The sequence below is a fragment of the Paenibacillus sp. BK033 genome, from assembly GCF_004345425.1.
Lineage (GTDB): Bacteria > Bacillota > Bacilli > Paenibacillales > Paenibacillaceae > Pristimantibacillus.
On sequence record NZ_SLVP01000004.1, the window covers coordinates 185,659 to 203,465 of the forward strand.

Sequence of the window (17,807 nt, forward strand, 5' to 3'; positions counted from 1 at the left end):
TTGACCATGTTCAACGGGTTATCCAAGACTTATTCCTTAGTCAGCGTGGTGGAAGAGCACCTGCATATGCTGCTGGGCGGCGGAGTAGACGTCAAGGTGCTTGTAAGTCAGGATTGCCCGGACTCCGAACGATACGGCGTCTATAGCGATGAACGGATTGAATGGGTGAAAATAACGAACAGACTGCATGGCAACCAAATTCATTGGATGGATTACACGCAGCCTACGGGGAGAGTCCACCCCAGCTTCTTCCAGGAGGCGGAGGTTATTGCCGACAGCTTGCATGAGGCTTTGCTGGATGTGGACGTTGTGTTCCTCCACGATATCCTGTACCAGGGCTGGCATCTCGTTCATAATATCGCCGTCCGTCACGTTCAGGCCCGGCTTCCCAGGCTTCGTTTCCTTGCCATGACGCATTCTTACCCGGCCGTCAGGCCGCAGCGGATGGACTGGCCCCTCTCCGCAAGGTTTTCGCCGCTGCCGAATACGACGTATCTGTATCCGGCCGAGTCGGGGCTTGCCGCGCTTGCGGAGCAATACATGGTTCCGATTGAGCAGTGCAGGGCTATCCCTAACAGCCTGAATCTCTTTGGCGGAATGGGAGAAGAAGTGCGGCGGCTTGGAACGCGAACCGATCTGCTGTCGCCGGACATTCTGGCGGTCTATCCCGGCCGGCTCACGACAGGCAAGCAGCTGGAGAAAGCCGCTGCGCTTCTGGGGGCAATAGGATTGGCGTCGGGCAAAAGGGTGAAAATGATCTTTTGCGATTTTCCTTCACTGGATATCGAGCCGGCTGCTTACAAACGGAGAATCAGGAGCGAAGGAGAGCTGTACGGTCTTGGAGGGGAAAACCTTGTATTCACCTCGGAGCAGGGCTGGCCGGATGGCTTCCCGCATTCCGGGGTCATGGATCTGTTTACTTTGAGCAACCTGTTTATATGTACCTCTTATTCGGAATCCTTTGGGCTTATTGTGCTGGAGGCAGCCAGCCGGGGCAATATGCTTGTCCTTAATCAGGCGGTCCCGGCCTTGGAGGAGCTGGGCAGCCGGCTTCATGCGTATTTTATGAGATGGAATGCGAGAGGGTTCGGCGTGGATACGAGGGAGAGCTATCATCCCTCGGAGGAGGCGTATTTGCTCGAGCATGCGGAGCGGATCGCGGGCCTCATGGCGATTAATCCGGTTCTTCAGGCCAAAACCCTGATTCGCCGGCAATACAACCCGATGTGGATCTGGGAGAACCGGCTCAAGCCGTTAATTGAACATCGGCCCATAGCCGAGCAATAAATGAGGGCTCTCCAACTCCGGAGAGCCCTCATTTATTGCCGCCATGAATAATTTGGCAGGCAGGATGGGAATGAATAACCTATCTTTTGCCCTGTGCGAAAGGGAACAACAGGAACGGAATGATGCTTATGAGTGGAAAGGCCAGCAAAATCAATATCGCCCAAATGCTTATGATTTTTGCTTTGACCAACGGTCTTATCGATCATGTCATTGTGAATCCGATGCTCCTCGACGCTTCCGGGCGGGATGCCTGGATTACGGTCATCGTGACGGGTGCCGCATTTATCGTATGGTGCTTGCTGCTTACATGGATGATGAGAAAATCCGGGCAGCTGAAGTGGCAGAAGTGGATAGCGGATAGGACTCATCCCATTGTCTCATGGATTCTGATTCTCCCGGTGTGCGCCATTCTTTATTTGATTGGAGCAACAACCGTTCTCCATACCGTGAAATGGAACACAACCAACTATCTGCCGGACTCCCCCGCGCTGGTGCTTGTCCTTACTTTAGTTATTATCTGCTTTTTCATTACGGTATGGGGTCTGCGCTCTATTGCGATAACGGCGGGCGTATTGTTTCCCATTGTCTGCGCATTGGGGGTATTCGTCAGCGTCTTTAATCACTCGGAAAAGGACTACAGGCTGCTGACTCCGATTCTGGAGCACGGATGGGCGCCTGTTGCTGACGGCATTTTGTATGCGGCAAGCGGTTATATCGAGGTTGTTTTCCTGCTTCTCTTGCAGCATAGGCTAAGCGAAAAAATCAAAATGTGGCAGGTCCTCCTCTACAGCCTGTTTATTGTAGGAATTATGCTGGGCCCAATCGTTGGGGCTATTACCGAATTCGGTCCCAGGGAAGCGGCCAATCAGATGACCTCGCCTTACGAGCAGTGGCGTTTGGTGAAGGTGGGGCAATATATCGAGCATGTCGATTTCTTCTCGATCTTTCAATGGATGTCGGGGGCATGTATTCGCATATGCATTGCGGTGTATCTCTTGACCGATGTTCTGAAGATGACGGGGAATGTCCGCAAATGGACAACGGCCATAATTATGGCCAGCTATATTTTTATTGGTATCATCCGTACGAATGACTACTCCTATTACCAGTGGATGTACAAGGTGTTTTTGCCTTCTTCTCTTGCTATTCTGCTGGTTGTCACTCTGACATGGATGATCATCACGCTGTTCGCCAAACCATTTCGGAAGGATGAGCCTCAATGACAGCATCCGCAGGGACAGCACCCGCAGGCAGCGTAATCTGGAACGAAGAACGATTGAGGCAGCTCTATCAGGGATCGGCGGACGTATTCGTCAAGCCATGCCGGTTCGGAGCCAGCGACAAGCCTTCCGTTGTTCTGGTGTACGCGAATGCACTATGCGATACCGGGCAAATTCACGAGTTTGTCCTCCCGGTTCTTACCGAGTATTACGAAGCAGCCGGCAAAGCCTCGGCAGAAGACATCCATCAGATGATTTCCCGGCTGTCGCTGTTTTCTTATAAAGGAATCCCCACCGCGGACGACATTGACGAAGTCGTCTTCGAGGGAGGGCTATTTCTTTATTTTGTTCAGGAGAAGCGTTACTTCAATATGGGAATCAGCGACCGTCCGCAACGGATGCCAAGCGAATCCAGCACGGAAATTTCCATTAAAGGCCCCAAAGACGGCTTTATTGAGGATATGTCCGTCAATGTAGCGCTGATCCGCAAACGGCTCCGCAGTCATTCGCTGCACGTAAAGGAATATACGATCGGCAAGCGGACGAAGACAAGGCTGTCCCTGCTGTATTTCGAGGACATTATTAGTCCAAAAATATTAAATGCGGTGCATAAAAGTCTGCAGTCCATTGATACTGACGGTCTCTACAGCATTAACCAGCTGGAGGAGGCGTTAACCGGCTCGAAATACAAGCTTCTCCCGCTGCTGGACTATACGGGAAGACCGGATTACTGCGTAAACTCCCTGCTTTCCGGCAGGTTTCTAATTGTTATGGACGGCAATCCGCTTGTTATCGTAGGGCCTGCGGGATTAAGCCTGCTGCTGAAGTCGCCGGAGGACATTCATTTCAACTACACCTACATTTCGTTTGCACGGTTTATTCGGATATTCAGTCTGTTTCTTACCGTATTTCTGCCAGGGATCTGGGTAGCGCTGATGGCCTTCCACCAGGACCAGCTGCCGTTCCGGATTATGGCGACCATCTCGGTCTCCCGGCTGGGGCTGCCATTTTCCGCCCAGATCGAGATGTTTATTCTGCTGATGCTCCTGGAGATCTTCCGCGAGGCCGGTGTCCGGCTGCCGACCTCCATCGGTCAGACTTTAACGTCGATCGGCGGTCTCATCATTGGCGATGCCGCGATCCGCGCGGGACTGGTATCGCCGTCGGTTGTTGTGATTGGGGCGATTACCGCAGTCTCGGGGGTAACGCTGGTTAACCAGTCGTTAAGTACGGTCGTCAGCATTATCCGGCTGTTCTTTTTCCTGCTGTCCTCTTTCCTTGGCATGTACGGGGTTATTCTCGGGATCGTCATCTTTATTGCGCTTATGGGAAGCCAGCGGTCCTTCGGCGTGAGTTATCTTGCTCCCCTATCGCCGCTTAAAATCAAGGATGTTGCGGCTTCGTTCCTAAGACTTCCTTGGTTCTTAATGAAGCGTCGTCCGTCTGTCCTGCAAAATCCGGATGACGAGCGATAAAGGAGTGGGGTAGAGTGCGTTTTTGGATTGGGAAAATCCTAATTTGTCTATTGGCTGCCGGATCTTTGTCAAGCTGCGCAAACTCGCGGGATATTCAAAACATGGCCTATGTTACCGCCCTTGGCATCGATTACGTAAATGGCGAATACAAGACTTATATTCAAGTGCTGAATTTCTCGAATATCGCGAGATCCGAGAATACGTCGCTGGGCCAAAAGGTGCCGATCTGGATTGGCACGGGACATGGGAAAACCCTTGCTCTCTCGCTCTCGGATACAAATGCGACCTCTCAGTTTCCTTTGTTCTGGGGACATTTGAAAGCCATCGTGCTAAGCGAGAATCTGATGAAGCGGGGCGGCAAAGAAACGTATGCGACGTTAAACCGCTATTACCAGATCCGTTATAACGTGCTTGTATTTGGAACCAAGGATAGGATGGAGGACATTTTAACTCAAAAATCGATCTTTAATCTGTCTCCGCTGGATACCATCATGTACACGAGCGCGCAGAATCACAGTCAAAGTCCCTATATCATTGCCTCTTACGGCAATCGGCTTATCGCCAACATGAATGAACCGGGCAATTCCCTCTATATGCCTTCGATCACCATTAATAAGGACACGTGGCTGGAGGATAAAGCTACCCGGGGGATGTTTCAAATGAACGGGGCGTATTTTTTCGATAAAGGCAGTTTAGTAAACTGGATGTCGATCGCGGAGCTGAAGGGACTGCGGTGGGCAACGGAAAAAATCAGCAAGACCACGCTTCAAGTGCCTCTGGAGGAAGGGAATGAAGGGGCTATTCAATTCGGGCATCCCCGAATGAAAGTCATTCCGAAGGTGCAGAGCAACGGGGACGTCAAGTTCGATCTTAAGGTTACCGCAAAAGGAACCATTAGGGATTCCGACAATGCAACGATCCCCGAGCTGGAAAAAAGGGCTGAGCAGGCCATACAAGAGGAAATTAAAGAGACGTACCGGGTTGGACTCGCGAAGCATTGCGACCCGTTTCAAATGGAAGAGACGTTGTACCGGCAGTGCCCACGCCTGTTTCATCAGCTGACCAAGGGAGGCTTCTTTTTCCTGAATGAGCGCTCCCTTGGCGCGGTGCAGGTTACCGTAAAAATTACAAGCACAGGGAAGTACAAGGAAATCGTGAAATAGCGCTACATCGTTTGGCCGCTGTCGACGGTAATCATCTGGCCGGTCATGGCCTCCTGCTCCAACGAGGCGCAGATCAGCTGCGCAATATCCTCTGGAGTCGAGATGCGCTGCAGAAGCAGATTAGGGGCAAGCCGCAGCATTTGGTCCTCCCGGCCGGACCACCACCTGGTGGCGACGGCGCCCGGCACCACGCAGTTGACTCTTATATGAGGAGCCAAAGCGCGCGCGAGTGATTTGGTAAGGCCATGGACGGCGGCTTTGGATACCGCATAAGGCAGAGACGAGCCTAAGCCGGTTGAGCCGGCTATGCTGCCGACGTTTACGATGGCGCCTTGTCCCTGTCTGTTCATGAGGGGAGTAGCTGCCCTTGCGCAATAAAACATGCCCTTTACATTGACATCAAACAATTCGTCCCACACTTCGCCGGTTGCGGCGTCGAGGTCGGAGAATGGAATGTGGCGGGTGATGCTGGCATTGTTCACCAGCAGATCCAGGGTGCCGAAGGATTGGACGATGGTCTCCGCCATGTCTTTGACCTCCTCCTCCTTCGAGACATCCGCCCGAATGGCTATTGCCTTCCCGCCCAAGCTCTGAATGAGCTTCACGGTTTCTTCCGCTTCTTGCCGGGAACGCGAATAATTAACGGCAACGGCCGCCCCTTTGCCGGCTAATGCCAGACTTGTCGCACGGCCGATTCCCGTGCCTCCGCCGGTTACCAACGCTGTTTTATGTTTGAGCTCCATAAGATGACCTCCCTGCTAGTTCGTTTATTGTCATTGTATAAGTCGCTCATCGATTTGTATAATTGAATAAAATGAAGGATTGGTTCAAAAATATTGAATTCATCCGGGGAGATCGAGAGACGAATGGATTTGAAGACTTTAAAGACCCTGCATGCCATCGTCCGGCATGGCAGCTTTCATCAAGCGGCGGAGGAGCTGAGCTATGCCCAATCCACGGTGACGATGCAGATTCAGAGACTGGAGGCGGATCTTGGCGTCAGGCTGTTTGACCGGGGGAAGAAGGTAAGGCTGACGGAAGCGGGAAGGCTGTTCCATGAGCAAAGCCTGGATATTGTCCGCCGGATGGAACGGCTGCAGAGCGATCTGGCCGAGCTGCAAAGCGGCGAAGCCGGGAAGGTGAGGCTTGGCGTAACGGAGCCGACGGCCAGCTTCGGTCTGCCGCGGCTGCTTACGGCTTTCATGGGCTTGCAGCCCAAGGTTGAGGTATCTCTTGAGATTGCCAGCACGCCTCTGCTGGTGAACAGCTTAAGGCAGGGCGAGCTGGACTTTGCGCTATGCTCCGCGCCGGAATCCGGAGAGGAATTGTATTTCCATCCGCTGTTTCAAGAACGGTTTGTCTTGCTGCTTCCGGAGAACCATCCGCTGACCGGCTTTGAACGCATCGAGCTTGCCGACCTGGAAGGGCACCGGCTCCTGATTACGGCGGCAACCTGCCCCTACCGGAAGAAGCTTGAGAGAATCCTGCAGGATCGCGGACCTCTGTCGATCGAGACGATGGAGATCGGTAGCATGATGGCGCTTAGGCATTATGCGGCAAGCGGATTTGGCATCGCTCTTGTTCCGCTTGCCGCCCTGCAGCCATTGCCCGAAGGCACGCAAATAAGGGAGCTTCGGGACGTATCGGTAGACATGCTGATGGGGCTGGTCAGCCGTACGGGACCGTTGTCGCCGGCGGCCCATAAGCTTTACGAGAATTTAAGGCAGGCTCTGGAAAGGATTTAGACCCTTGCATAGAGAAGGAATGATATGGAAACGATAGTGCAAGGTTCAAATCGTTTTTACTATTTCTAAGAAAGAAGGTATATCATGTCTAAGCTGAATATCGGGATTATTTTGGGAAGCACGCGCCAGGGCCGCGTATGTCCGCAAGTAGGCGAGTGGGTGAAGGGTGTTGCCGATAAACGCGGCGATGCCAACTACGAGATCGTGGACGTGGCAGACTACAAGCTGCCGCTGTTTGGTGAAGTGGATGCTTCGGAGCAAGCAGGCGCTTGGAATGCCAAGCTGGCGGGTCTCGACGGTTTTGTGTTTATCGTAGCGGAATACAATCACAGCATCACGGGCTCCTTGAAAAATGCGCTCGATTTCGCGCGCGAAGCCTGGAACAACAAAGCAGCCGGCATCGTGAGCTACGGCTCGGTGGGCGGCGCCCGCGCCGCAGAGCATCTTCGCGGCATTCTTGGCGAGCTGTCGGTAGCCGACGTACGCGTTCACCCGGCGCTGTCGCTGTTTACGGACTTCGAGAACGGCTCGGTATTCAAGCCGGCCGATCTTCATCTGACGAACGTAAACGGCATGCTGGACCAGGTTCTTGCCTGGAGCGGCGCGCTTAAGACGCTTAGACAATAAAACGATTGCCTTTACGAAGAGCATCCTCCTTAAGAGGGTGCTCTTTTTTGCTGTTTTTTTGCGGCAAATTGTAACTTTCTTGTCCTAATCCGCGTCAGTAGCACTGATATGTATGCGATATCATTACCTTGCATCGAGGAGAGTGCTGGACGTGAAACGATTAGTAGATCAATTGAAACCTGCCGCGCAAGGCGGATTTTGGACAGTGACGTAACCGGCTATGGTATTTAGCAGCCTGTTGTTCCTGTTTATTTTTTTGCCGTCGGTGCTCCTGCTCTATTGGCTGTCGCCGCGAAGAGGGAAGAATCTGATTCTGTTCCTCGCCAGTCTGGTCTTCTACGCCTGGGGCGAACCGGTCTATATCGTCATTATGCTGATTTCGACGGTGACGGATTACAGCTTCGGCCTTTTGTTAAGCAAGCCGGAGTGGGGGCCGAAGCGGCGCAAAGCGATCGTCGTTGCCTCCGTTATCGTGAACCTGGCGCTGCTGTCGTATTTCAAATACGCCGACTTTGCGATCCTCAACGTCAATTCCCTGCTAGGCACGGATATTCCGCTGACGGAGCTGGCGCTTCCGATCGGCATCTCGTTTTATACGTTCCAATCGATGTCCTACATGATCGACGTATACCGGGGAACGGCGAAAGCCCAGCGCAACTGGATCGACTTCGGTACGTTCGTAGCCCTGTTCCCGCAGCTCGTTGCGGGGCCAATCGTGCAGTACAACACGCTGGCGGGGCAGCTGAAGGAACGCCGCGTAACGATGGAGATGTTTGCGGAAGGGGTAAGGCGTTTTATTGTCGGTCTCGCTAAAAAAGTGCTTCTGGCCAATAATATCGGCCTGCTCTGGCATGCCATCTCTGATGTCGATGCGGGGACGCTGCCGGTGCTCACCGCATGGCTTGGCATGATCGCTTTCGCGTTCCAGATCTACTTCGACTTCAGCGGCTACTCGGATATGGCTATCGGTCTTGGATTGATGTTCGGCTTCCGGTTCAATGAGAACTTCAATAAGCCCTATGCGGCGCAAAGCATTACGGATTTTTGGCGTAGATGGCATATATCGCTGAGCACCTGGTTTCGCGATTACGTCTATATTCCGCTTGGCGGCAACCGGAAGGGTCTGCCGAAGCAGCTCCGCAACATCCTGATTGTCTGGCTCCTGACCGGAATCTGGCATGGGGCGGCATGGAACTTCATGTTGTGGGGCTTGTATTTCGGCGTTATCCTTATTTTCGAAAAATGGGCCGGTCTACGGCTGCTCGCCCGCGCGCCGCGCTGGATCCGGCATGTCTACGCCAGCCTGCTTATCCTGATCGGGTGGGTGCTGTTCGCCTTTGACGAGCTGCCGAAGGTTGGCCGTTACCTGAAAGCGATGTTTGGCCTAAACGGCCAGCCGGTCTGGGATGACGGGACGGTGTACTTCTTGTATACGAACCTGGGATTGCTCGCGGTGCTTGTTCTGGCCTCAATCGCCTGGAGGGAACGGAAGGCGGCCGACCGGGAAAACGGCAGCTTATCGGCTATCCGTTCGCTGGCGGGCTTTGCCGCGATGCTTGTGTTGTTCTTCCTCTCCGTCTCTTATCTCGTCGACGCGACGTTTAATCCGTTCCTGTATTTCCGTTTCTGACAGCAAGGGGGGACATCATGATGAAAAAACAAACCGACCGGCTGCTCGCCATCTGGTTTATCGTCACGATCTTTGTGCTGGCCTTGGCATTCCTCTTCTCGCCGGCAGGCAAGTTTTCCGAGCTGGAGAACCGTTATTTGCAATCGGCGCCCAAGCTGACGTGGGATAATCTGATCTCGAAGCGGTTTGCGGAGGAGGCGGAGACGTACGTGACGGATCATTTTCCGCTGCGCGGGCAGTGGGTATGGGTAAAGTCGCTTTCTGAGCAGCTGCGGCTGCAGCAGGAGAACAACGGAATCTATAAAGGGAAGGACGGCTATCTGTTCGAGAAGTTTGCGAAGCCGGATCCGGCGTTGCTTGCCCAATATACGGCCGCGGTGAAGGCTTTTGCCACCGCTAATCCGGGCGTTGACCTGACGTTTCTGTTGGCGCCAACCTCGATTGGCCTTTATCCGGACAAGCTTCCCTGGAAAGCGCCTCATGACGGGCAGGATCGGGTGAACGAAGCCGTAGGGGAGCAGCTTCAGGGGCTGGCTAATCTAACGTATATGAATGGGTTCAACGTTCTGAAGCCGCATGCCTCTGAAAATATTTTTTACCGGACCGACCATCACTGGACAACGCTAGGCGCTTATTACGCTTATGAGGCATATGCGAAGCAGATGGGGTGGACGCCGCATCCGCTGCCCTCCTATACGGTCAAGACGGTCAGCGATTCGTTCCTCGGCAGTTATCATACGCGCGGGCAGTTCAGCCTGGTGAAGCCGGACCTGCTGCAAGTATTCCTGCCGAATAAGCCGGTGGCGACGTCGATGTATGTAGCGGATACTGATACAACCACGAACAGCTTGTACGACGAGAGCTACCTCGCGAAAAAAGACAAATATTCGTATTTCCTCGGCGGCGTTCACGCGCTCTTGACGCTGACAAGCGACATTCCGCCGGGTGATGTGGATCTGGACAAGCTGCTTGTAATCAAGGATTCGTATGCCCACAGCGTCCTGCCCTTCCTCGCGCAGCATGCGAAGGAGATCCATGTGATTGACATGCGTTATTACAACGGAAGCATCAGCCAATATATGAAAGACAATGGCATCAGTCATGCGCTGTTGCTGTTTAACACAGCGACATTCGCCGAGAACAACGAGATTCTGAAGCTCGGCAAATAATCGATATAACAAGGGAGAGTTCTTACATGAAAAAACGCGCCATTATTCTTCTTCTCGCGACTATGATTATGGGCGGCGTGCTCAGCGCCTGCGGCGGCAATAACAACAACAGCAGCAGCAATAATACGGCAGCTTCGCCAACTCCTTCGGCTTCGGCTCCCGCGGAGGAAAGTCCGTCCGTAAGCCCGGATCCGCAGCCAAGCGAAGAGGCATCGGAGACGCCTGCCGAAAGTCCGTCGGCAAGCCCGGAGCCAGCGGCAAGCGCTTCACCCGCGCCAAGCAAGACGCCGGCGCCAACGAAGGAGCCTTCCGCCACGAAGGAGCCGTCGGCAAGCGCGAAGCCTTCCGAGCCCGCAAAGAAGCCGGCGCCGACCGCAAAGCCGTCCGCTACGCCAAAACCAACGCCAAAGCCAACCGTAAAGCCTAGCCCAAGCCCGTCTGCGGAGGCTGCCGCAAGTGGTATCGTCGATGCGATGCTGAAAGCGGTCGAGCAGCCTGCCCTGATCGCGATGACCGCCGATGACGTGAAGAACATGTATGGCATTGATGCCTCAATGCTTGCCGATTACTCCGGCCGCATGCCGCTTATGAACGTAAAGACAAACGAGATTGCCGTATTCAAGGTGAAGAAGGAGAAGGATATCGACGCCGTGAAGAAAGGCATGGTCAGCCGCGCCGAAGCGGTTCAGAAGCAGTTCGAATCGTATTTGCAGGACCAATACGAGAACGCGAAGAACTACAAGATTGTCGTCGAGGGTAATTACGTGCTCTTCGTTATTTCGGAGAGCGCCGATGACCTGGTGAAAGCGTTCAAGGCCGCGGCGAAAAAGTGAGAGAATCTCGATCGAGACCTCTAGAAGATGGGCGGCCGCGAATTCTATTGCGGTAACAAGCCCGGCAGCCGTATAATTTGGCGCGTTGGATTCATCCTATTTGGGTAACGGTTGGCGTAAGGAGGTTACCCAAATGAATGAATCCCTGTTCCATCTGTCTTATATCGTTCTGCTTGGCGTGCTGCTCGCGCTTGGTCTCGGTTGGATGGGATGGTTGATATACCATCGGAAGAAAAGGAAAGCCAGATAAACAAAAGCCATGGATTCCATTGCGGGAATTCATGGCTTTTTTCAAAGAATATAATCCATGCCGAAACGACTATTTATTTCATCAAGCCATGGAGAATGAACTGCTCGTGCGTATCCGAGTATTGCGAAGCGACAGCGGCTTTAGCCACGGCGATATCGCCTCTCTTAAGGGCTTCGAGAATGCCGCGGTTCGTCTGAATGGAACGGCTTGGCTGGTATTGCGGGTATTTGATGCGGTAGGATACGGTTGTGAACACGTAACGGCCGCGATACAGCTCTATAATTTGCAGCATGCTTTCGTTATGGATCGTCCCCAGGATGGTTTCGGTAAACTGCAAATTGCTATTGTAGTAGCCGTAATAATCCTTTTGCTCCAAGGCGGATTGCTGCTGCTCGAGCAGCTGCTCCATGGTGGCGATATCGAACTTTAACTGCCGTTTGGCTGCTGCGTCCAGCACGAACAGCTGCATGGAGACAAGAACCTCGTACATTTCGCTGAATTCATGGACGGATACTTCCTTCACCATAACCCCCCGGCCCCGGAAGGAGCCTACGAGACCTTCACGCTCAAGCAGGGAAACAGCGGCGCGGACCGGCGTCCTGCTCATGCCGAGCAGGGCGGCAAGCTCGTTCTCCGACAGCATCGAACCCGGCATATATTCAGCCCGCATAATCCGTTCCCGGATTTCGCGGTAAGCGATTGTTTCTAATGATGTTGAGGACATGGCGGATGTTCCTTTATCTGTTTTTTAGACTAATAGTACCAAATAACCGGAAAGCAATGCTATAGGCAGGCCGAATGTCAGCCGATCGTGTCACCATCCACTACGACATCGATAAGGCGATACCCCTCGCTGCCGCTCTTGATAATCAAATCCCCTTTAATATGCAAATTTCGCAAAGTAATATCGGGAGCCGCTATCGTAACGTCTCCGTACACCGTCTCGACGGCGGATTCAAGGCCATAAGTACCCGGGGCCGAGTAAGTCCGGTTCACGATGCCGGACTTCAGCAATCGGTCGATCATGCTGACAGCGCTTGCACGAGTGACCGGTTCGGCAGGCCGGAAGGTGTCGTCCGGGTAGCCCTGCACGATTCCTTTTTCCGCCAGGTTCGCAACGGCTCCGCGGCTTGCTTCCTGAATCCGATCATTGTCCTTGAACGGACTGTCCTGTTCTCTCGGAAGCTCCAGCTGAACAAGGGTTGCGAGCATAAGCGCCGCTTCCTCCCGGGTAATGATCTGCCCCGGTCTTATCTTGCCGTTGCCCCCCTCGGGTATGTAGCCTGCTTGAACAGCCTTGCCTATCTCGGTGTAAAACCAGTCGGACGTCCTGACGTCTTGATAAAAGAAGGGCGCCGCGTCGCTCAATTCGAAAGCTCTGTTGATCATCGATACCATCTCCGCCCGGTTCACGGGCATCTCCGGTTTAATCGTCCCGTCCGGATAGCCCTGCAGCCATCCGAGATCGAGCCATTCCTTCAAGGCCGGGGCGGCCCATGACTGCTCCGCTTCTTCGTACGCCGCCTGAGAGGCGGCATAGCCCGTTATTGCAAAGGTAAAGAGACAACCGATTAGCAGCGGCACAACGGCTTTCCATCGACTCATCAGCATCGCATCCCTTCAAAATGTAATGTAGTCCTCTATTAAAGTGTACAAGATGGCGAATGCAATAGCTGTCGAATGGAAGTGGAAGCCGCAGGAAACAATAGGGGCACAATGAATGACAGATAAAGGATGGATCCGAATTGGCTAATCCGTTTCGAGTGTTTAAGAAGGACCTGGGTTATTTTCTGAAAAACAGGATGCTTATCATTACGTTTCTTGGCGTATCAATCGTGCCGATGCTGTACGGAGGATTCCTGATCAAGGGGAACTGGGATCCTTACGGGAAGCTTCAGGATCTGCCGGTGGCCGTTGTCAATCTCGATAAAGGCGCGGAATATCAAGGGAAAGCGATGAATGTCGGCGAGGATTTCGTAAAGGAGCTGAAGGAGAACGAAACCTTCGACTGGCGGTTCGTCAGCGAGCAGGCCGCCCGCGAGGGGATGGTCAGCAACCGGTATTACGCGACGATTACGATTCCGGAGAATTTCTCCGGGAATGCGTCCTCCTTAACAAGCGAATCGCCGCAGAAGGCGGATATAATCTTCGAATCCAACAGCTTTTATAACTTTATATCCGGGCAGATCAGCGAAAATGCGACAAAGGAGCTGCGAAACAAGCTGTCGCAAAATCTGACTGAGGCGTATTCGAGAAGCATGCTTTCTCAATTCTCGGAGCTCTCGAGCGGTTTATCCCGGCTGGCAGCCGGGGCTTCCGATCTGCATGATGGCGCGGTGCAGCTAAAGAATGGCGCGGGGACGCTAAGCAGCAAGCTGCAGGAGCTGTCAGGCGGTGCGGCCAAGCTTCGCGCCAGTGTCGGCCAGCTGGAAAGCGGGGCATCGGAGCTGAATGCGGGGCTGTCGAAGCTGAGTAGCAGCGCAGGAACGTTATCATCCGGGGCGTCGCAGCTGGGTGCGGCGGCAACGCAGCTGAAGCAGGGCGCGGATAAGCTGGCGGATGGATCGGGGCAGCTGAAGGACGGCATTCAGTCCGCCAAGAGTGGGGCGGATGATCTGTACGCCGGTCTGCAGCAGTCCGCGGCCGGAAGCAAGCAGCTGGAGACGGGGCTGACCGCATCGGCCGCCGCCAGCGATGCGCTGGCAGACGGCAGTGCACAGATAGCCGCTGGCCTCAAGCAGCTGGCGGACGGCAATGCCGAGCTGGCTGCCGATCCTGCGGTGCAGAAGCTGCTTGCGGCAAGCCAAGCGGCAGCTGACGGTGCGAAGGAACTGAGCAAGGGCCAGCAGAAGCTGCTAACGGGCAGCCGCACCTTGAATGCCGGGCAGCAGAAGCTGCTTGCCGGCGGCAAGCAGCTAAGCGCCGGCCAGAGCAAGCTGCTGCAAAGCGCCTCGCAGCTGGCGACGGCGCAGGATCAGCTGCGAGACGGCTTATCGCAAATGGCTGCCCGGTTCCCGGCCTTTGTATCGGGCAGCAAGCAGCTTGGACAAGGCGCGGCGCAGCTGGCGCAAGGATCGGAGAAGCTGAAGTCCGGCATCTCGCAGTTTGAAGCCGGCGGCGCGTCGCTTGCAAGCGGCGCTTCGCAGCTGGCAGCCGGGGCGGGCGAGCTGAAGACCGGTGCCGATAAGCTTGCAAGCGGCTCGCAGCAGCTGGCGGATAATCTGGCGAGCGCTGCCGAGCAGACGGCCAGTCTCAAGGCGGACGAGAAGACGATCCAGATGATTGCCGAGCCGGTTACGATTGTGGCGAATGACGACCGCAAGGTGAGGCTGTACGCGAACGGGATTGCCCCTTATTTTCTGTCGATGGCCTTATTCGCGGGCTCGCTTGTTTTTACGACGATGTTCTCGGCCAGGCAATCCGCGGCGGAAGAAGCGGACGGACTACCGCTGTTCCTGAGCAAGCTGCTCACCTTCGGCATCATGAGCCTGGCCCAGTCGCTTATTCTTAGCACCGTGATTTTGTATGTGCTGGGGTTAAAGGTAGAGAGCGTGCCGCTGTTCTATCTGTACACCGTCCTAACCGGCTTTACCTTTATGTTCACCGTTCAGGCGTTTGTTACCTGGCTTGATAATCCCGGGCGGTTCGTCGTGCTGCTGCTTATGATCTTCCAGCTTGTCTCCAGCGCGGGCACGTTCCCTTACGAGCTGCTGCCGGGCTGGGCGCAGGCGATGAACCCGTGGCTTCCGATGACCTACAGCATCCGAGGCTACAGGGATGTGATCTCGAGCGGCGATTTTGCTCATATGTGGCAGCAAGCCGGGCGGCTCGCCTACTACATTGTTATTTTCGTCATGCTGACCTGCCTGTACTTTGCCCTGACGAAGAAAAAAGAACGTGACGAGCAGCTGATGCCGGTGAAGATCTAAGTGAAGATGCAAAAGCAAGCTGCCGGTCCCCGAAGGGCCGGCAGCTTGTTTCTGCGGGCTAATAACAAAACTTTGTTTTAAAATGGTAAAATAGCAGAAGGTTAAAAGTAATTATTTTTTAAGATGGGGAATGGTAACGATGAGCCTGAAAGCAACGGTATGGCAGGGCGCATTGCTCGGGGTGATCCTTGCAGCGATTCTTGTTTTGACGAACAATAGACTTGTAAGAGGCCTGTTTCGAACGGATAGTCATTACGACGATTTCCAGTACCGCGACTCGGTTTTTATCGTCTATCGCGGACCCTTTCAGGACTTTCCGTGGCTGGCGGCCGCCTTCTGGTTCGCGCTAATATTAATCGCTTCTATTATAGCGCTTACAATTTTTAAAAAGCTCTGGTTTGCCTTGCGACAAAGGAGCTTGGCCTCCAATAGGTAGTCTTATGCCGAATTTTGTGATAACATATTGACTTAAAGAGAACGTGAACGAGTACATACGCCCATTCCGTTCGGGCCGATAGATCTGCCGGTTGGAACCGCATAACAGCAGTTGAATTGGGTATGATTGAAAGGTCTAGTCATTTATCTGAGGAGGATTTAACAATGGCATTGGAATCAATGAAAGACATGCTGAACAAAGCTTTGCAAGGCGGTTACGCTGTTGGTCAATTCAACATCAATAACCTCGAATGGACGCAAGCGATCCTTGACGCTGCTCAAACAGAGCAATCCCCGGTAATCCTGGGCGTATCTGAAGGCGCAGCTCGTTATATGGGCGGCTTCAAAGTAGTAACAAACATCGTTAAAGCCCTGATCGAAGAAATGAAAATCACGGTTCCTGTTGCCATCCACCTGGACCATGGTTCCAGCGTTGACAAATGTAAAGCAGCGATCGATGCTGGCTTCACATCCGTTATGATCGACGCTTCGCACGATCCGTTCGAAGAGAACGTTCGCATCACTAGCGAAGTGGTTGCTTACGCTCACGAGCGCGGCATTTCCGTTGAAGCTGAGCTGGGTACAGTTGGCGGCCAAGAAGACGACGTAGTCGCTGAAGGCGTTATCTACGCTGACCCTAAAGAGTGCAAAGAGCTTGTTGAACGCACGGGCATCGACTGCCTGGCGCCAGCTCTTGGTTCCGTTCACGGCCCTTACAAAGGCGAGCCTAAACTGGGCTTTGCCGAAATGGAAGAAATCTGCCAAACAATCAAGCTTCCGCTTGTATTGCATGGCGGTACGGGTATCCCTACGGAGCATATCCAAAAAGCGATTGCTCGTGGTACGGCAAAAATCAACGTGAACACAGAGAACCAAATCGCGTTCACTAAGGTTGCCCGCGAGATCCTGACTAAAGACTCCGACGTATACGATCCGCGTAAATTCCTGGCTCCAGGCCGCGAAGCGATCAAACAAACGGTTATCGGCAAAATCCGCGAGTTCGGTTCCTCGAACAAAGCGTAAGAATGATATAAAAGGGCTGAACGGCTGCCACTTGCGGCTGTTCAGCCTTTTTTTTGTGTGGTTGAAGTGACGCGTGCTCCGCTATAATAGAGTCAAATCATAGGGACTGGGTGATTCAAGTGACCAAGACAGCAGCAGAAGGCAACAAGTTAATGAAAACGCATACGGTGAATACGGCCGTTATTCCGGCGACAAAGCTGGAGGAGGACAGCTACGACTGGTGGGAGCGGCATGAGCAGGTGCTGCGGATCAAGCATGAGATTAATCCGGAAATCGTCCTGATCGGGGATTCGATTACGCATTTCTGGGGAGGGCTCCCGGTCTCTTCAAGCCGGCATGGAACGGGACAAGCCTGGGAGTCCGTGTTTGCAGGCCGCCGGGTTCTGAACCTTGGCTTCGGGTGGGATCGGACGCAAAACGTATTGTGGCGTCTGGACAACGGGCAGTTCGAAGGGCTCTCTCCGGAGTGGGTGGTTATTAATATCGGCACGAATAATACAAGCGATACCGAAAACGCCCGTTCCAGCACGGCCGAGGAGGTCCGCGACGGTGTGCGCGCGGTTGTTGAACGCGTTCGCCAGCATGCCCCTTCCGCGAAGATTATTCTCATGGCGGTATTCCCGCGCGAGGAGTCTCCGGAGGATCCGCGCCGCAAGCTGATTGGCCGGATGAACGAGCTGTACGCGGAGCTTGCCGCTGAATTGGGACTGATCTTCCTCGATATCGGGCCGTCGATGCTGGCCGAAGACGGAACGCTGCCGCGCGAGATTGCTTTCGATACTTGCCACCTGACGGAGCAGGGCTACCAGCTGTGGGCGGATGCGCTGAGCAAGATTATCGGGAAGAAATCGAATTAGAGCAGAGGTTGCCGTCCGGTCATGAGGGCGGCAAATTCTTTATGTAGCGTTGCGAGCTTGGAGGGACGCCGGACCGCTATCGTGACAAAAACGTCACCTGGAACGATCTTACTTCGATGGATGCCTCTCTCCGATCTGTCTATATTAAAGATAGAAAGAGGAGA

General features: G+C 53.8%; 16 protein-coding genes. 13 read left to right on the forward strand and 3 right to left on the reverse strand.

Going from position 1 to position 17,807, the window contains the following annotated elements; genetic code table 11:
• Positions 1–6: 6 nt before the first annotated feature.
• From EV294_RS15730 to EV294_RS15745, 4 genes are all read left to right on the forward strand, one after another.
• Positions 7–1,287, forward strand: a complete 1,281-nt coding sequence (locus EV294_RS15730) for a glycosyltransferase family protein (RefSeq protein ID WP_243711680.1) — start codon at positions 7–9, stop codon at positions 1,285–1,287.
• A gap of 128 nt (positions 1,288–1,415) precedes the next feature.
• On the forward strand, positions 1,416–2,510 hold the full coding sequence (locus EV294_RS15735) for an endospore germination permease (RefSeq protein ID WP_132308373.1): 1,095 nt from the start codon (positions 1,416–1,418) through the stop codon (positions 2,508–2,510).
• Positions 2,507–3,982, forward strand: a complete 1,476-nt coding sequence (locus EV294_RS15740; RefSeq protein ID WP_132308375.1) for a spore germination protein — start codon at positions 2,507–2,509, stop codon at positions 3,980–3,982. The genes EV294_RS15735 and EV294_RS15740 overlap by 4 nt, the downstream gene beginning before the upstream one ends.
• 14 nt (positions 3,983–3,996) lie before the next feature.
• Positions 3,997–5,145 carry a Ger(x)C family spore germination protein gene (locus EV294_RS15745; protein WP_132308377.1) on the forward strand — a complete coding sequence of 383 codons (1,149 nt, stop codon included), beginning with the start codon at positions 3,997–3,999 and terminating at the stop codon, positions 5,143–5,145.
• Positions 5,146–5,147: 2 nt separating this feature from the next.
• On the opposite strand, the gene EV294_RS15750 is transcribed toward EV294_RS15745, so the two are convergent.
• Positions 5,148–5,888, reverse strand: a complete 741-nt coding sequence (locus EV294_RS15750; RefSeq protein WP_132308379.1) for an SDR family NAD(P)-dependent oxidoreductase — start codon at positions 5,886–5,888, stop codon at positions 5,148–5,150.
• A 123-nt stretch (positions 5,889–6,011) separates the two neighbouring features.
• On the opposite strand from EV294_RS15750, the gene EV294_RS15755 reads away from it, so the two are divergent.
• The 5 genes from EV294_RS15755 (at position 6,012) to EV294_RS15775 (ending at position 11,149) form a co-directional block, all read left to right on the forward strand.
• A complete protein-coding gene (locus tag EV294_RS15755; RefSeq protein ID WP_132308381.1) occupies positions 6,012–6,890 on the forward strand; it encodes a LysR family transcriptional regulator in 879 nt (292 codons plus the stop codon).
• Positions 6,891–6,974: 84 nt separating this feature from the next.
• Positions 6,975–7,517 (forward strand): NADPH-dependent FMN reductase, encoded by a 543-nt coding sequence (locus EV294_RS15760; RefSeq protein ID WP_132308383.1) that lies wholly within the window; start codon positions 6,975–6,977, stop codon positions 7,515–7,517.
• Between the two features lie 220 nt (positions 7,518–7,737).
• Positions 7,738–9,147: an MBOAT family O-acyltransferase gene (locus EV294_RS15765; RefSeq protein WP_132308385.1), complete on the forward strand. Its 1,410-nt coding sequence runs from the start codon at positions 7,738–7,740 to the stop codon at positions 9,145–9,147.
• Positions 9,148–9,164: 17 nt separating this feature from the next.
• The gene (locus EV294_RS15770; protein WP_132308387.1) at positions 9,165–10,316 is read left to right on the forward strand and encodes a DHHW family protein; all 1,152 of its coding nucleotides are present in this window, start codon (positions 9,165–9,167) and stop codon (positions 10,314–10,316) included.
• Positions 10,317–10,342: 26 nt separating this feature from the next.
• On the forward strand, positions 10,343–11,149 hold the full coding sequence (locus tag EV294_RS15775; protein ID WP_132308389.1) for a DUF4358 domain-containing protein: 807 nt from the start codon (positions 10,343–10,345) through the stop codon (positions 11,147–11,149).
• A gap of 323 nt (positions 11,150–11,472) precedes the next feature.
• Here the strand turns inward: EV294_RS15775 and EV294_RS15780 are convergent, their stop codons facing one another.
• Positions 11,473–12,123, reverse strand: a complete 651-nt coding sequence (locus EV294_RS15780) for a GntR family transcriptional regulator (protein WP_132308391.1) — start codon at positions 12,121–12,123, stop codon at positions 11,473–11,475.
• Positions 12,124–12,200: 77 nt separating this feature from the next.
• Positions 12,201–13,004 carry an S-layer homology domain-containing protein gene (locus EV294_RS15785; RefSeq protein ID WP_165930694.1) on the reverse strand — a complete coding sequence of 268 codons (804 nt, stop codon included), beginning with the start codon at positions 13,002–13,004 and terminating at the stop codon, positions 12,201–12,203.
• A gap of 140 nt (positions 13,005–13,144) precedes the next feature.
• On the opposite strand from EV294_RS15785, the gene EV294_RS15790 reads away from it, so the two are divergent.
• The 4 genes from EV294_RS15790 (at position 13,145) to EV294_RS15805 (ending at position 17,643) form a co-directional block, all read left to right on the forward strand.
• A complete protein-coding gene (locus tag EV294_RS15790; protein WP_243711681.1) occupies positions 13,145–15,328 on the forward strand; it encodes a YhgE/Pip domain-containing protein in 2,184 nt (727 codons plus the stop codon).
• A gap of 139 nt (positions 15,329–15,467) precedes the next feature.
• On the forward strand, positions 15,468–15,764 hold the full coding sequence (locus EV294_RS15795; RefSeq protein WP_132308395.1) for a hypothetical protein: 297 nt from the start codon (positions 15,468–15,470) through the stop codon (positions 15,762–15,764).
• A 164-nt stretch (positions 15,765–15,928) separates the two neighbouring features.
• Positions 15,929–16,786: a class II fructose-bisphosphate aldolase gene (locus tag EV294_RS15800; RefSeq protein ID WP_132308397.1), complete on the forward strand. Its 858-nt coding sequence runs from the start codon at positions 15,929–15,931 to the stop codon at positions 16,784–16,786.
• Positions 16,787–16,938: 152 nt separating this feature from the next.
• Positions 16,939–17,643 carry a GDSL-type esterase/lipase family protein gene (locus EV294_RS15805; RefSeq protein WP_132308399.1) on the forward strand — a complete coding sequence of 235 codons (705 nt, stop codon included), beginning with the start codon at positions 16,939–16,941 and terminating at the stop codon, positions 17,641–17,643.
• Positions 17,644–17,807 lie beyond the last annotated feature (164 nt).